The sequence below is a fragment of the Hyalangium minutum genome, assembly GCF_000737315.1.
Classification (GTDB): Bacteria; Myxococcota; Myxococcia; order Myxococcales; family Myxococcaceae; genus Hyalangium; species Hyalangium minutum.
Window position 1 is genome coordinate 214,894 of record NZ_JMCB01000003.1, and the last position, 17,255, is coordinate 232,148.

Below are 17,255 nucleotides of genomic sequence, written 5' to 3' on the forward strand. Positions count from 1 at the left end.
GTGCGGCGCTGTCTCGGGTGCCTGATCGTCATCGTGGCGGCCTGTACCTCCGAGGCTCCCAGCACGGCTGGGGCCGACGCGGGCCGTCCCGTGGGCACCGTCGTGGGCCGCTTCGCAGGAGCCGAGGTCCTCACGGCCGAGGAGGTCTCGCGCGAGGCGGCGCGGCTGCCCCCCGCGCTCCGGGAGCAGTTCGAGACTCCCGCCGGCCGCCGTGAGTTCGCCCGCTCGCTGATCGACAAGCGCCTCCTGGTGCGCGAGGCCCAGCGCCGGAAGCTGACCGAGGATCCCGAGCTCCGCCGTCAGGTGCGCGAGTTGGAGGAGCGGCTGGCGGTGCAGGCGCTGCTGGCCCAGGAAGAGGCCGCCGCCGGGAAGCCCTCGGAGCAGGAGCTCCGAGCCTGGTTCGACTCGCACCGCGCGGAGCTGGCCCGGCCGGAGCAGGTGAGGGTGGGCCGTATCCTCGTGAACGTGGGCGCGAAGGCCTCCGAAGCGGAGCGCACCCGGGCCCGGCAAAAGGTGGAGGCGGCGGCAGCGCGGCTGCGGCGCGGCGAGTCCCTGGCGAAGGTGGCCCCGGAGGGTGAAGGCCCCGAGCGGATGAAGGGCGGAGAGCTCGGGCTGGTGGTCCGTGGAGGCGGGCTCGAGCCTTCCCTGGAGCAGGCCGCTTTCGCCCTGGAGCGCCCAGGCGCTGTGTCCGCGGTGGTGGCCCTGCGCGAGGGCTTCGCGGTGCTCACGCTCCTGGAGCGTAAGCCGCCGCGCGTGCCCACCTTCGAGGAGGTCCGCGCCGAGGTGGAAGGCCGCTTCGCTCCCGCGCACAAGCGGCAGATGTTCGATGCGCTTCTGGAGCGGCTGCGCCAGGAGGCCGGTGTCGAGCTCGTGGAATCCCGGGAGGCCCCATGAGCTTACCGGGTGGACGCATGCTGCGTGCCGCCGCGCTGCTCGCGCTGGTGCTGCCGCTCACGGCGTGGTCCGCCACGGTGACCGCGGCCTTTCCCCTCGTTCCCCTGAGGCCGGGCGCTACGACCGCGGAGGTGGGGGTCGAAGTCCAGGGGCCCGCGGAGCAGGTGCTGATCTCGGTCACGGGCCAGTCCGCGTCCCGGGGATCCTTCGCCTCGCTGGCCAACGTGGTGGTGGATCGGGATCAGGCCGGGGCCGTGTCCTTCCATACGCTCGTGACGTTCTCCCAGCCGTTCCCGGAGGATGGCGTGCTGGAGGTGGTCGCCCGGCCTGTGGGAGACGGAGAGGACACCTCTCTCACCACGCGCTTCGATGCCGCGGCCCCGCCGCCTCGCTTTGGCCCAACGCCCCTCCGTGTGCGGGCCGATCTCGACAACCAGACGATCATCCTGGAGCTGGCCTACGCGGGGAACGCGGTGGCTGCCGAGGCCTCCGTGGTGGGCGCCTCCGCCGAGGAGCTTCGCCGCGTCCAGGGCAGCCTCGAGGACGTCGAGCCCGTCTCCTTTGTCCAGGCCCGCCGCCTCCTGGCCCGGCCCTCCACCGCTACGCCGGGCCGCATCGTCTTTGCTGTTCCCCTGGGCACCGCGCCGATCCCTCATGACGGCGTGGTGATCGCGGATGTGGCGCTGAGGGATGCCTTCGGCCGCACGGTGCACACCTCGGCCGTCGAGTTCACCCAGGCCACCGCGTTCGATCCCGTGGTGGGTGTGTCCGTGGAGCCCTCGCCGCTGCTGCTCTCCGAGGGCTTCGGCCAGCGCGTGCCCCTGCAGGTAGCGGGCAGCTTCGCCATCGCGGGTGAGGTGGATCTGTCCGGTGCGCACCGGGGCGTGCAGTACCGCTCGCTGGACGAGGGCGTGGCCTCCGTCACCGAGGATGGTCAGGTGGTCGCTCGCGCCAATGGCGAGACGGACATCGAGATCTCCTACGCGGGCTACACCGCCACCGCGCATGTGGTGGTGGACTCCTCGGCGGTGGTGGAGCGGCTGGAGGTGATGCCGGAGGCTCCCGTCATTCCGCGCGTGGGAGGCTCGATCCGGCTGGGCCTGGAGGGCGTGCTGAGCGACGGGCGCCGGGTGGATCTGTCCTCCCGCACGCTGGGCACCACCTGGAGCAGCCTGGATCCCAGCGTGCTCACCGTCCACTCGGATGGGCGCGCGGTGGGCCTGCGCCCGGGCACCGCACGCGTGGAGGCCCGCAACGCCGGCTACTCCGCCCTGCGCGTCGTGGAGGTGCAGGATGGGCCTCCCGAGATCAGCCTCTCCGCGCCATCTCAGGTGGTGGAGGGTGCCGACTTCGAGCTCAAGGCTCGCGCCCAGGACGATGTCGCGCTGGCCTTCGTGGAGTTCCTTGTCAACGGGGTGGTCACCACGCGGCTGACGGCCCCTCCCTTCACGATCAAGCTGCGCGCCCCTCCCGTCGCGGGCGGAGAGATGGTGATCGGGGCGGTGGCGGTGGACTCGCATGGCTCGCGGACCCGGGCCACGGACGTCACCTTGAAGGTGCAGCCCGGGCAGGGCGCCAGCTCGAAGACGATCGTCTATGAGACGCCCCTGCCGGGTGCGCTGCTGCTGGAGGGACTGCCCCACACGGTGAGCCTCACCAGTGGGGACGCGCGCAGTGGCACGCTCTCTCCACAGGACTTCCAGCTCGTCCGCTACTACGCGGATGGGGCGCTCCTCGGCACGGTTCGCACGCCGCGCGTCGAGATGCGCAACCTGGAGGAGGATCCCACCGAGCCGCCTGAGTACGTCGCCGTGCCGCTGTGGGAGCTGAGCTATGTGCCGCGCGCGGGCACCGCCGGCACGGTCGTGGCGCTGTACGCCGAGGCTGTGGATGCCCGGGGTGCCACGGCTCGCGGGGCCACCATCCTGGTTCGGATCGCGCGGGATGGGCCGCCGCTCGTCACCCTCCGGAGTCCCTCGGGGCCTCGGGTGCAAGCCACTGCGGGCCGCCCCGTGCAGCTCACGGGCCTTGTCGAGGACGACACCGTGACGCTCGGGGTGGAGCTCTCCCTGTTGGTGGATGGTGCCCAGGTGAGCAGCACGCGGCTGGTAGGCGAGGGGCTCGGGGGCACCCGCGCGGGCTCCGCGCCCTTCTCGATCTCCTGGACGCCTCCCGTCTCCAGCATCGGCCGGCTCGTGCGGCTGCAGTTCATGGCCCGGGATGTGGGGGACCACGAGAGCCGCGCCTCACTGGAGGCCTCTGTCGTCGCGGATGCGCCTCCTCAGATCTCCCTCCAGACGCCACCGCCCGGCAGCCAGGTGCTCGCGGGCACGACGCAGTTCCTCACGGCCTCGGTGGTGGATGACAGCGCGGGGCCTGTCGAGGTGACCTGGCGCGTGAACGGCGTTCCCGTGGGGGCGTCGCGCTCGCCTCCGTACCGCACCTCCTGGTCCGTCCCCACGTCGGCCGCCGGGAGCACGCTCCAGCTTCAGGCCACCGCGCGGGACTCCACGGGCAACGAGGCCCAGGCCAGCGGAGAGCTCTTCGTCGTCAGCGACACCACGCGCCCCAGCATCTCCCTCGTGGTGCCGCGCCCGCTGGCGGAGGTGCCGGAGACACAGGATCTGGTGGTGTCCGTGGCGGGACAGGACGATGCCACCGTCAAGAAGGTGGAGGTGCTGCTGGAAGGGGAGGTGCTGGCCACCGACGATGACCCCGGGCCCAACGGAACCCAGCTGGGCTCCTTCCTCACGCACACCCTGGTGCGCTCCGCCCAGCTCATGGGCCGCCAGCAGATCCGGCTGGGAGCGCGCGCGTATGACGCCTCGGGGAACGTGGGCTCGGCGCCCGAGGTGCTCGTCAAGGTGCTGCCCGATGCGCCGCCCACCGTGCGCTTCGTGCTCCCCGCGGCCAACACGCGGGCCACCATCGGCACGCCGCTGGAGTTGATCGCCGAGGCCGATGACGATGTGGCCGTCTCTTCCGTGGAGTTCTTCGCGGACGGGAACTCTTCGTGCCGCGCCACGCTCCCGCCCTACCGGTGCACGATCACCGTGACGGGACCCGCCCGGACGCTCCACCTGCGGGCCGTGGCCTCGGATGCTGGAGGGCGCAGCAGCTCCGCGGAGGTGGCCGTCCAGGTCAGCGAGGATCGTGAGCCGCCGCTGGTGGCCTTCCGCTCTCCGTCCGAGGGCAGCTTCACCTTCGCCGGGCGGAACCTGTCCGTGGAGGTGGCGGCCAGTGACGACGTGGGCGTGCGCGATGTCCGGTTGGAACTGGACGGGCAGACGGTGGGCACCCAGAGCGGCGGCGTGGTGGATGGGCTCTACCGCCTCTTCCGCTGGCAGGTGCCCATTCCCGCGGGGGCGGCCGGTCACACGCTGGCATTCAAGGCGGTGGCCACGGACACCTCGGGCCTCACGCGCGAGCGCTTGCTGGAGGTTCGCGCCCGCAGGGATGAGGCGCCCGCTGTCTCGCTCACCTCTCCGGCCCCCAACAGCTTCTATAAGGAGGGAGAGGACGTCCGGCTCGTGGTGACGGTGGCGGATGACGAGGGCGTCATCGGGCTCGTGGGCCTGTCCGGTGGCCGCAGGCAGGGGACGTTGGCCCAGTCCGGGCCGCTGCTGGATGTCTCCCGGCCTCAGGCGCTTACCGTCCGCGCGCCCTCCATCTTCCGGGGTGAGCCTCCCACCGTGGGCGCCGAGGCGCGCGACACGGCCGGTCAGTCCGGTGTGGCCACGGTGATGCTGAACGTGGCGAGGGACCTCGAGCCGCCCTCGGCGCTGATGATCTCACCGCTGCCTCCCGCCACCGGCCACCTCCGGGTGAACGAAGGCGGCGCCTTCTCGCTGCGCGTGGAGGTGGAGGACGACGTGCGCGTGGTGCGCGTCGCGGCGGTGGTGGATGGGCAAGAGCTGCCCGTCGTGAATGGACGTGAGCCGCTGGGTCCTCAGAACGAGCGCTTCGAGGAGGTGCGTGTCCAGGATCCGGTGATGCCGGGGCAGATCATCGTCAGCCGCCGCTACCTGGGCACCTTCGCGGGGACGGCGAGCCTGGCGCAGTACTCGGTGGGGCTCCACACGCTGGCGGCCCGGGCCTATGACGCGGGCGGGAATGCCACCACCACCCCGGCACTGTCCTTCGAGATCCTCGAGGTGCAGGATCTGGCACCGCCTCGGGTGACCCTGACGCTGGAGGGAGGCCCGGATGAGCGCACGTGCGTGGCCGGAGCGCCCATGAAGCTGCGGGTCTCCGCCACGGATGACGTGTCGATCCGGGAGGCTTCGGTCACCTTCGAGGGCCAGCCCGTGACGATCCGAAACCCTCCGGAGCGCTCGCCTCGGAACTGGCAGGAGGAGATCCCCTTTCAGTTCCCGCCGCTCGGGACGGGCGGCCGCCGGACCGTCACCTTCCTGGCCCGCGTCACGGATGGAGCCCAGCACACTGGCGTGGTGAGTCGCACTTGCGAGCTGACGCCAGATGGGCCTCCGCAGATCCTGGTGGTGAGCCCCACGGCGCGCGCGGCTCTCACGGAGGAAGGCACCGAGCCCGTCCAGGTGGACGTGAGCGATGACGTGGGCGTCCGGCGAGGGCTGAGGGTGCTGTCCACCTCGGCGGTGGCCGTGCCGGGCATCGGCAGCTTCGAGGTGACGGCGACCGCGGCGCATGAGGGACTGGGCGTCCCGAGCGCCACGCTGATCCCGGGCGATGGGCCTGGCTTCTCCGTCGAGGCCCTGGAGGGGCGGCTGCTGATCTCTCCGCCAGGGGAGGGGCAGGGGACGGGCACTACCGCACCGGGCCGTCTGCGGCTGAACGTGGAGCCTTCTCCCGCGGGGCACGGTGCCTTGGCCCAGGTGCGCTTCCGCTACGTCGTGAAGCCAGGGCACGAGGGCAGCACTGCGCTCCAGTCGTTCCGCTCCGCATTCCCCGACGGCGTGGGCAGCGTCACGCTCTCCGCGCCTGCCTTCTCCGCGGATCTGTCGTTCCCCTCCCAAGACATCGAGATGGAGGAGGTGGACATCCAGTTGTCCAAGGCGTCCGCGAACGCCGAGGAACTGGCGGTGACCCGGCTGGGCCTGCGCGGGTGGGGCACGCCGCAGCTCCAGCTCCGTGCTGAGGCTGCCGGCGAGCGCGTGGCGGTGCAGCGGTGGAACACGGGGGTGGCGCCCTCCCGGCCCGGACAGGTGAAGCGGATCGACGAAGCGGTGTGGCTGCCTCGGGGGCAGGCGCCGCGGGACTCCCAGCTAACCGTGCTGGCCGAGGATGTGGCCGGGCTCGTGGGCCGCGTGGCGATCCCGATCGTCGCGCGCACGGACACGGACCCGCCCACGGCCTCCATCGTCTCCCCCGGCAACGGCGCGTCGGTGGTGGAGGACACTGTCTTCGAGGTCCAGGTGAGCGCCCAGGACAACGCGCGTCTGGATCAGCTGGAGCTGTGGGTGGATGGGCAGTCGCGCCAGGTGATGCGCGTGGGACCCGGGCCGTCCGGATCGCCTCAGGCGCACCGGTTCTCACTCTCCCTGCCGCTGCCGGCCTCGGGGTACCCGGCCGCGCTGTCGGTGGTGGCGCGGGATGGGGCGGGCAATGCCACGGCGTCGGACACAGCCTATGTGCGTGTCATCCCCGATGTGGCGCCGTCGGTGACGTTCCAGTCGTTGACCTCCGCGGTGGAGTCGTTCACCCGCACCGAGCTGGACAGCGGCTACGTCGTGATGCTGCAGGGCGTCCCCGCCACGCTGGGGATGCTGCTGGAGGATGACGCGGGCCTGGCCTCCATGCGCGTCCAGTTCGGCGATCAAGTGGTGAAGGAGGAGTCCTTCACGGGCGCGCCGCTGACGGCCGGGCGGCAGGTGACGTTCACTCCGCCCGTGGGCCGGGACGGCGCCCCCGTGGTGCTGCTCGTGTCGCTCACGGACTCTGCGGGCCATACGCGGCAGACCCGGCTGCTCATCGAGTCCCGGAGGCCCCGGCCTCCCGCGCTGGCGCTGGCCGCGCCTACCCCTGGCGCTACCATCGCCGAGGGCAGCATTCAGCTCCTCTTCGACGCCGTGGCCGTGGACGACACCGGGGTCGACCATGTGCAGCTGTTCATCAACGGCCAGCCCGCGCTGATCCTCACCCGGGGAGAGCCCATTGCGTGGAACCTGGATCCGCAGAGCGGGGCGGTGGTCGTCGCCGATCCCGCGCTCCGGCAGGCCGTGGCCTCCCTGCCCCCCGAGGACCAGGATCTGCAGCGCCTCCGGCACTACCGGGGTCAGGTGAAGCTGCCGCCCGGGTTCGTGGCGCTGGTGCCCGGGCGCACGGACGCGGCGCTCCAACTGCGCACCATCGCCGCAGATAAGGAGGGGCACGAGACGGTGCTCGATCAGCCGCTCCGCATCGAGGCGGACGTGGCGACCCCGCTCGTGGAGGTGCTGCGGCCCGTGCTGGGGCGCAACGTGGTGGAGGGCACCTCCGTGCTCGTGGAGGTGTCCGCCCGCGACAACGTGCTGGTGGATCGGGTGGAGATCCTCGCGGGGCCTAGCGCCTCCGAGCTGCGCGTGGTGCACACCGCAGGCGGCTTCCCGCCCACGAACGCCGTGCCGGGCTCACCCTTTGATGTGTACGCGCCCCTGGTGCAGTACGCGTTCACGGTGCCCACGCTGGCGCAGCTCGGCTCCACGGTGCCGGTGCCGTACTTCGTCGCCGCGCGCGCCCGGGACATCAGTGGCAACTGGACGGCCCCCGCCGACTTCGTCATCCAGCCCATCGAGATCATCCAGGACCAGCCGCCTGGGGTCTCCATCCTCTCGCCCGCGGATGGCACTCCGGCAGTCGCCAACAGCACGATCACCGTGTCGGTGATGGCCGAGGATGACGTGGCCGTGGGCAACGTGCGCCTGGAGGTGGATGGCACGCCGCTGCCCGTCACGCTGCACGCGCCGCCTTTCTCCTTCCATGTGCCGGTCCCGGATCGCGCGGGCGAGCTCCGGCTGCGCGCGGTGGCGGTGGACTCGGGAGGCCATCAGGTGGGCAGCCAGGTGGTGATCCTGCCGCTGCGCGACGATCTGGCGCCCACTGTCGCCGTGGCGCAGCCTCGTCCGGAGGCTCGGCTCACGGAGGGCCGGGACTTCGCGCTGGTGGTGGCGGCGCAGGACGACGTGGCCATCCGCAGCGTGGAGGTGCTGGTGGAGGGCGGGCTCGCGGGCCCACTGCGCCTGGTGGCCTCCAACCTGCCGTACTCCTTCCGCGTTCCGTTGCCTCCGGGCTCGGCGGGGAGGACGCTGCGCATCGTCGCTCGGGCCCGGGACTCGGCCGGACACGAGTCCGTGGCCCCCGAGGTGACGGCCCTGGCGGTGGCGGACACCTCGCGCCCCACGGTGGCGTGGTTGCGCCCTGCCGCGGGCTCGCAGGCCCTGGAGGGCTCGGTGGTGGAGCTGGAGGTGGACGCGCGAGACGACGTCGCCGTCAACAGCCTGGAGCTGCGCCTCAATGATCAGCCGCTGGCCATCATGCCCACGCCGCCGTTCCGGATGACGTACCACGTCCCGGCGCAGGGGGGAGGGCAGGCGCTGGTGTTCTCCGCCATCGCTCGGGATCCCTCTGGCAACCAGACCGTGGAGACGCGCCGCCTGGAGATCGCGGAGGACGAGCCTCCGTCCGTCTCGGTGATTGCGCCGACGCGGCTCGTGGTGGGCAACCCCGCGCTGCTGCGCGCCCAGGCCAGCGATGACGTGGCCGTCACCGAGATTGGCTTCCATGTGGGATCGGATCCGGCGGCCTTGAGCGAGGTGGCCCGGCGCTACCAGTTGCCTTACGAGTTCCGCTACGCGGCCACCGAGGCCGATGTGGGCAAGGTGCTGACGATCCGGGGCCGAGCCATGGATCTGGCGGGCCATGAAGCGTGGTCCGTCCCCGTGCAGGCGCTGGTGGTGCCGGACACACCTCCCACCGTGGCGGTTCGGAAGCCCCTGGCGGGCGAGGCGATCTTCGAGGGCCAGCGCCTGCGTCTGGAGGTGGAGGCCACGGACGTGGAAGGCCCCATCAAGCAGGTGGCCTTCTTCGTGGACGGGCGCAAGGTGCACGTGGCCACCACGCCTGCGGGCATCCCCGGTTCGCCCAACCTCTTTGCCACGAGCTACAGCCCACCGGTGGGCAGCGGCAACCGGCTGCTGCGGATCACGGCGGTGGCGGTGGACTCGGCCAACCAGGAGACGGAGTCCGCGCCGGTCGTCGTGGGCACGGTGCGCGACACGGTGCCGCCGGAGACCCAGCTCGTCGATCCCATGGTGTGGGAGCTCGTCACCGAGGCCGAGCCTGTGGAGTGGACGGCCGCGGCCCTGGACGAGTCCGCCGTGGTGGGGGTGCGCTTCCTGGTGGATGGGCAGCAGGTGGGGCCACCGTCGACCGTGCCGAGGCCGGGGCCCTCCAACCGGCCGCTGTATTACGGCACATGGCTGCCTCCCTCGGGTGCCGCGGGACAGACGCGCACGCTCACCGCAGAGGCCACGGATCCGTCCCAGAACGTGGGCCGTGCCGAGCCTGTCACCGTCGAGCTGGGCATGCGCCCCGAGCCCGCGGTGGAGCTGGTGGTGGAGCCCTACGCGCGGCGGCAGGCCGGGATGGCGGCGGATGGCGAGGGCCTCGTCATTCATGGGGCTCTGCTGAAGGACGTGCCCCTGCCCCCGCCCAACGACACGGTGAAGCGGGATGAGGGCCGACTGGCACTGGCCCGGCTGGACCTGAACGGGCTGGCGCCGCTGGGGACTGTGAAGGTGACGGGCTCTCCGGTGAGCCAGACGTTGCTGGGACGGCTGGCGCTCGTGGCGATGGGCCCCGTCTTCGATCCTGTGGGCAAGAAGACGATCCCCGCGCAGCTGCAGGTGGTGGATCTGTCCAACACCGCCGTGCCCCGGCTGAGGGGAGTGGTGGATCTGCCCAGCGACGACGTGCACCAGGTGGTGGCGAGGGACCGGTTGGCCTTCGTGGCCAACGGAACTTCGGGCGTGGCGGTGCTGGAGCTGGGCAATCCGGACGCGCCTCAGCGGGCTTTCACCCGTCCCACGGTGGGTCCGGCGCGGGGCGTGGCGGTGACGGACCAGTGGCTGTTGGTGGCCGCAGGCTCCGGAGGCCTGCGCGTGCTGGACGTGCGCGATCCGTATCTGCGCGAGCTGGGCTTCGTCGCGCTGCCCGGTGAGGCGAACCGGGTAGAAGTCGTGGGCTCGCGCGCATACGTGGGGTGCTCGAACGCCCAGGCGCCTCTGGCGGTGGTGGATCTCTCCCGTCCCGCGCAGCCCCGGCTGATGTCGCTGCTCTCGCACGCGCCGCGCCGCCCGGACCTGCTGGCCAGCGAGGTGACGGACGTCGCCGTCTCCGGAGGCGTGGCGCTGGTGACCACCGCGATCACCGATCAGGACGCGGAGCCCGTGAAGGGGATCCTCTCCGCCTCGACGGTGAAGGCGGATGGGGCCGCCTCCACTTTCGTCCGGGCGAACCTGCCGGGCGCTCGGGATGTGCTCTTCAGCCAGGGGCGGCCGGTGGCGCTGCTCGGGGACTCGGCGATGGGGGCCTTCACGCTCCCTCGGCTGGCGGTGACGGACGTGTCCCCTGTGGATGGCACGGGGCAGGTGCCTCCCACGGCTCAGGTGACGGTGACGTTCTCCCGGCTGTTGCAGGGGGCCTCGGTGACGGAGCAGACAGTGTTGCTCCGAGCCCAGGACGCCGTGCTCGGGCCGGTGGTGCCCGCCACGGTGACGGTGAATGAGACGCGCATCCTCGTGGCACCTCGGGCGCCGCTGCCCACGAACACGGAGATCTTCCTCACGGTGCTCCCCACCGTCACGGGCGAGGGCGGGGTGACGCTGGGCGAGCGCTTCGTCTCGCGCTTCCGCACGAGCCCAGTGGACGGCCTGCCTCCCCAGGTCGCGGATGTGCAGCCGCCCGCGGGCCCAGTGGACGGCGGTACACGCGTGAGGGTGTGGGGCCTCCACTTCGCTCCTGGCGCCCGAGTGCTCTTCTCCGGCCAGGAGGCCACGCAGGTGCAGGTGGCCGCGGATGGCCGCAGCCTCGATGCCGTCACGCCTCCCAACCTGGAGGGGGCCGTCGTGGTGACGGTGGTGAACCCCAACGGGCTGGAGGGCTCGCTGCTCGGCGGCTTCCTCTACCTCCAGATCCTCGACGTGAGCATGGTGGTGCCGGCCACCGGCAGCCTCGCGGGTGGCAATCTCGTGGAGCTGTCCGGCTCGGGCTTCCAGCGCGGCGCCACCGTGCGCTTCGACGGGGTGCCCGCCACGGACGTGCGCGTGCTCTCGCCGGGCCGCATCTCCCTGCGCACACCTCCCGGACACTTCGGCACGGTGGATGTGCGGGTGGACAACCCGGATGGCCGGTACGTGGTGAAGCCGGATGCCTTCCTCTACTCGAACCTCGTCGTCTCCCGGGTGCTGGGGCGCCACATCCCGGATCCTCAATATGACGGCCCCATCCGCCCGGCGGAGAAGCTGCCACAAGGCGTCCCGCGCGCCGTGGTGATGCAGGGCGGCCTGGCCTGGTTGCTGAGCGACGGCACGGCCGCCCTCCAAGCCCACTCCCCCGAGGAGCTGCTCCAGGACAGCATCCAGGCGGCGGTGACGCTGGTGGACGTGAGCGATCCGGACAACGCCGCCGTGCGGAGCGGTGTGTCCATCGCGCCGCCCTACCAGCCGCGCGCGCTCGCGGTACGGGGCACGACGGCCTACGTCGCGGCGGATGCCGCGGAACTGCCCTACGTGGATGTGGTGGGGGAGGGTGGGCCCTCGCTGCTGGTGGTGGATGCGTCGGTGCTGCAGGCCCCGAGGATGGTGACCGCGGTGCCCTTCGAGGGGACCGCTCGCGCGGTGGCGGTGGCGGATGATCTGGCGCTGGTGGCCGCGGGCGCGGGCGGACTGGCTGTCTTCTCGGTGGCCGATCCGCTGCGGCCGGTGCTCACGGGCTCGATCCAGAGCATGCGGGTGAGGGGCGAGGTTCGCGCGGTGAACGTGGTGGACGTGGCGGCCTCGGGCCGCTACGCGCTGGTGAGGGCAGGCACGAACGCCGGCACGTTCACGCTGGTGCTGGATCTGGCCACTCCGGGGATCGAGGTGGTGGGCGAGGCGTCCGATCTCGGGCCGATGGCGCTCCAGGGCCGCCGGGGACTCACGCTCGGCAACGGGCAGATCCGGACGCTCTCGTTCTCGCCGCCCACGTGGCCTCGGAACCTCGTGGGCATGTCGTCGCTCGTGGGGGGTACTCCCGTCACCGTGGCGGTAGGCCCCCACGTGGGCGCCGCGGGGACAGAGGTGTCTCGGCCCGGGAACTCTGGCTCGGGCAAGCTGGAGGTCTCCCTGAGCGCGGACCCCTCGCGTCCGCGAGCGGTCGATGCCGTGGATCTCTACCCCGCGGCCCGCTTTGGAGGGGTCGCCGTGGAGCGGGATGTCGCGGTGATCTCCATCTCCGCCTTGCTGACCAAGAAGGGCGAGGTCGTGGCGGATCCCACGCTGGCCCTGGGCTCGGATGGTTTGGCGGTGGTGCGGATGCCCTTCCTCATGGGGATGCGCAGCCAGCCCGCGGATGGGGACACCGAGGTGCCGCCCTCCACGCCGCTGCGGCTCGAGTTCAACCGCGAGGTGGCCGGAGCCTCGCCGCAGACGGTGCGCCTCATTCGCCAGGATGGCTCGGTCAACGGCGTGGTGGAGCCCGCGGAGATCCAGACCTTGGGGCGCACGGTGCTGCTGCTGCCCGCCCAGCCGCTCGCGCCCTCGACGACCTACCGAGTGGTGGCCGATCAGCTGACGGATGCGCTCACGCGGGCGGAGATGGCCGGGCCCTTCTACCTGGAGTTCTCCACCGCCAGCAGCAGCGCGGCCATGCCCGTGTCCATCTCAGGGCTCACGCCGCGCGAGGGCCCCGCGGCCGGGGGTACGCTGGTGACGGTGACGGGCACGGGCTTCGAGCCGGGGGCCACGGTGCGCTTCGGCGGCGTGCCGGCCACGCAGGTGACGGTGTCCGAGGACGGGACGCAGCTCACGGCTCGCACGGCCGCCAACACCGCCGGAGCCGCGACGCTGGAGGTGACCAATCCCTCGGGCAGTGTGGCGCGGCGCCTCGGCGCCTTCCTCTTTACGCAGCCGCTGTCCGTGCTGGCGGCAGCTCCGGGGCGCGGCCCCGCCTCGGGGGGCACGCGCGTCATCTTGTCGGGCACGGGGTTCTCTTCGACGGGAACGGTCCAGGTCCGCTTCGGAGGTGTCCCGGCGCTGCGCACGCGCGTGCTCGGGCTGAACCGGCTCGAGGTGTACACGCCGCGCGGCCTGCGCGGCACGGTCGACATCCAGGTCACCAACCCGGACGGCAGTCAGGCCACGCTGGAGGACGGCTTCATCTTCGATCAGCCGGGTGGGGCCTCGGTGGCGCTGTCGGATCGGCCGGTGGATGTGGTGGTGATCGGCGACTCCGCGCTCGTGCTCCAACGCGGTGGGTTGTCGGTGGTGGATCTCTCCGGGCTGTACCTCAAGGGGCCCCTCAAGGACACGCCCATCCCTCCGGATCTGGTGGATGGTCTCGTGGACGTGGATAACGATCGCAAGGACGATCGGCTCGTCTCGTTCCTCCCGATCCCGGATGCGCTCTCCCTGGCCTATCCGTCCACCTGGGGGCACCGCCTCTTCGTGGGAACAGGAGGCTGGGATTCCAAGCTGCAGCAGTGGACGGCGGGCGAGGTGCTCGAGGTGGCCATCGCGGATCTGGCCCACCCGGCGATCTCGGCCAGGACGGCGGCCGTGGAGGGGCCTGTCTTCGGCCTGGATGTGAAGGACGAGCGGTTGCTGGCCGCCACGGGACAGAAGGGACTCAGCAGCTTCGATCGCTCATATGCGCCGTTCCTCGTTGGCCAGCTGCCGATGCAGGGCGCGGCCCAGTCCGTGGCGGGAAGCGCGGGCATGGCGGTGGTGGGCGTGGGGCAGCGAGACGCCACCTCCTTTGCCGTGTCGGCCGGGGCACTGCGGATCGTCTCCACCGAGGCCTCGCCTTCGCTCCGGGGCGCGCTGCCGCTCAACATTCAGCGGGCGAGGTGGAAGGGCGACGTGGCCGTCGTGGCTGCTGGCGATGCGGGGCTCGTGCTGGTGAGCGCCGCGAATCCGGATCAGCCCCAGGTGCTGGCCTCGGTGCTGGTGGGCGGCTTCGCGTGGGATGTGCGGCTGCAGGGCAACCTGGCCTATGTGGCGGCGGGGACGGCGGGCGTGGCGGTGGTGGATCTGACGGATCTGCTCCACCCGCGCGTGCTGTACCACGTGACGGGCGCCCGGGGCGGCACGGCGAAGCTCGTGGAGATGACCGCGGGCGGCCGCCTCGTGAGCATGAGGGATCGCGGTACCCAGGGCTGGTCCGTGGACTTCGGACGCCCCTCGGAGCTGGCGGTGGTCTCCGCGAGCGTGGCGCCGGACGAGGTGGTGCCGCTCTCGCTGCCCTCGGTGACGGTGACGCTGTCCGCGGGCCTGTTGCACACGTCGGCGCCGGAGGCCTTCTCATTCACGGCGAATGGCGCTCCGGTGCCTGGGACGCTGGAGGCTGGGACGCCGGAGCTGCCGGTGAGCACGCTGGTGTTCCGGCCTTCGGAGCCGCTGCCCTCGGGCGCCGAGCTGCGGCTGGCGCTGGGCACCTCGCTGCGCTCCCTGCTGGGGGATGCGCTGATAGCGCCCTTCGAGGTGCGCTTCTTCGCCGCGGGAGGCACGGGCGAGCGTCCGCAGCTCCTCCAGGTGGTGCCGCGCGTGGGGCCCTCCGAGGGAGGCACGGAGATCGAGCTGCTGGGCACGGGCTTCGTCCCAGGCACCACGGTCCGCATCGGTGCCGCGCCCGCGCTCGTGCTGTCGCTGTCCTCCACGCGGATGACGGTCCGCGTGCCTCCCGGAGAGCCTGGGCTGGCGGACGTGGTGGTGGTGCACCCCTCGGGCGTCACCGCGAGGCGCTCGGGCGGCTACTTCTATTCCGCGCCGCTGTTCGCGAGCGCGTCGATCCCGCGCTTCCTCAACCCGAAGGGCGGAAGCACCGTGCGAGTGACGGGGCGCGGCTTCCTGCCCACCTGGTCCAGCCCGTTGGGCTCCACGCGCGTGCTGATTCGCGGGCTGCCCGCGCGCAGCGTCTCCGTGGAGTCCACCACCCAGCTCGTCGCGGTGGCCGGGCCCGGCTCCTTTGGCGACGCGGACGTGGAGCTGGTGGCGGCGGACGGCCTGCAGCGCGCGAGCTCGCCCTCTCCCGTGGGGTATGGGCTCCCATTCTCGGGGAAGGTGGTGGGTGCCTCGGTGAGGCCCGTGGCGCTGGCGGGCAACCCCGCGCTGCCGCTGCTGCCGTTCGCGGCGGCGGGCGCTTCGGTGGAAGGCAACACCTTCCCTCAGCCCTATACCGGTCCCATGACGGGCGGCGGCCTGGTGCCCGAGTCCTTCCGCATGGTGGCCTATGACGTGACTCGCGTGGGCCGGCCCGAGCTGGCGGGCGCCTCGGTGGTGGATCCGCCGGATCACGACGTGGACTACCTGATCGGCAGCCTGCCGTATCTGGCCCAGCGGGAGCTGCCCCTGCCAGAAGTGGAGCTGATGCCGGACTCCTTCGACGTGGCGCTGCGCGGCACCCAGCTCCTGGTGGCCAACGGCGCCAGCGGCCTCGCGGTGATTGACGCGTCCGGGACGACCCTGGAGCAGTGGCCGCTGCTGGGGCGCGGAGGCATTGGCAGCGTGCTCGGCCAGGAGTACGCCACGCGCCTGCTGGCGACTCCGACGGGAGCCTGGGTGTTCAGCAATCCCCTCGAGGACAACCTCCTGCCCGAGGAGATCCCCTGTAAGTCCCCCACGGACGAGCACTACCCCGCCGCGGGCAGTGGTGGCCAGCTGCAGCTCTTCGATACCCGCAGTCCGTCGGATCCGGTCCTCCTGGGGAGCATCGGCTCGGGGAGCGCGCAGGAGCCGTACGGCGCCACGGTGGCGGGAGGACGGCTGCTGGTGGCCATGGGCAACCACGCGGGCGTCATCTACTGCACCGAGACGCCGTTCCCTCCGCCGCCCTGGGCCTCGCTGACCACGGGCCGCCGCACGCGGTTCCTCGGGCTCGATCCGAGCGACGACTACCGGTCCGAGGACGCGCCGATCATCATGATGAAGACCCCGCACGGGGCCTTGGAACTCTATGACTCGGCGGGAGTGGGCGCGCAGCGGCTCGCTCGGAGGCCGTACCCCTACAGCCTCACGGACGTGGTGGTGGTGCGGGACGTGGCCATCGCCTCGGCGGCCGAGTTCGGACTGATCTTCTTCGACGTGCGGCCGGACAACCCGCAGGCGCCGCAGGAACTGCTGCGGCTGCCCTTCGATCAATCGCTCTCCAACACCCCCGGCCACCCCGAGCGCCTGCGGCTGATTGGGGATCTGCTCTTCGTGGCCGCCTCCTCGGGGAGCGTGTACGTGCTGGACGTGTCGGATCCGCGCCACCCGGAGTTCCTCAGCGGAGGCAACACGGAGTTCGCGTACGACGTGCTGCCCGTGGGGGATCGGCTGATGCTGGCGAGCCGCCAGGAGCTCACCGAGCTGTCCATGCCCTTCCTCCTGCCCCTGTCGACGACGCCGGAGCGGGATGCGCTGGTGCCGCCGTCCCTGAGCCAGCTCGAGGTCCGCTTCAACCGGCCGCTGGCGCCGGCCACCGTCAACGACATCAGCGTGCAGCTGATCGGGCCCTCGGGTCCGGTCCCGCTGGAGCTGTCCGTGGTGGCGGAGCACGCGACGCTCACCTACGCCGTGCGCGCCCAGCTCCCGGAAGAGGGGCTGGAGCCTGGCGCCACCTATGAGGTGCGGATCGCGTCCACGGTTGCGGACCAGCGGGGCGGAGGGATGATCCGGCCCTTCCGCACCGCCTTCCGCACGGGCGCCGCGGGCAGCCACGCGCCTCGGATCGATGCGGTGCAGCCCTCGGCGGTCTCCATGGCGGGAGGGCAGCAGGTGGTGATCCAGGGCTCGGGCCTGAGCGGCGTGGCGTCGGTGCGGATCGGTGGAGCCACCGCCAGCTTCACGGCAGCGGGGGATACGGAGCTGCACGTCACCGTGCCTCCGTCCACGCGCCCTGGGCCAGCGGACGTGCGTATAGAGGATGCGGGGGGCCCCTGGTCCCTGTTGCCGCACGGCGTCCTGTACCTGTCGCCGCTCGCGAGCGCTCACGCCTCGCTGGTGCCCGACCACGGGCCCGTGGAGGGCGGTACCGAGGTGAAGGTGTCGTTCAGCGGGGCCTCTCCGGTGGCTCCGGGCACTCGCGTCTTCATTGGAGATCGCGAGGGCGTGAACGTGGACGTGGTGAGCCTGTCCACCCTGCGCTTCACCACGCCGCGTCCAGATGGG

At 71.9% G+C, this 17,255-nt stretch carries 2 protein-coding genes (1 of these 2 running past the window's edge); both read left to right on the forward strand.

Going from position 1 to position 17,255, the window contains the following annotated elements:
- A complete protein-coding gene (locus DB31_RS07590; protein WP_044184619.1) occupies nucleotides 1-894 on the forward strand; it encodes a peptidylprolyl isomerase in 894 nt (297 codons plus the stop codon).
- Nucleotides 891-17,255, forward strand: the 5' portion of a protein-coding gene (locus DB31_RS07595) for an Ig-like domain-containing protein (protein WP_157231869.1). It continues 15,102 nt past the right edge of the window; 16,365 of the gene's 31,467 nt are visible here — the first part of the coding sequence; it begins with the start codon at nucleotides 891-893; its stop codon lies off the right edge, out of view. Before DB31_RS07590 ends, DB31_RS07595 begins: the two co-directional genes overlap by 4 nt.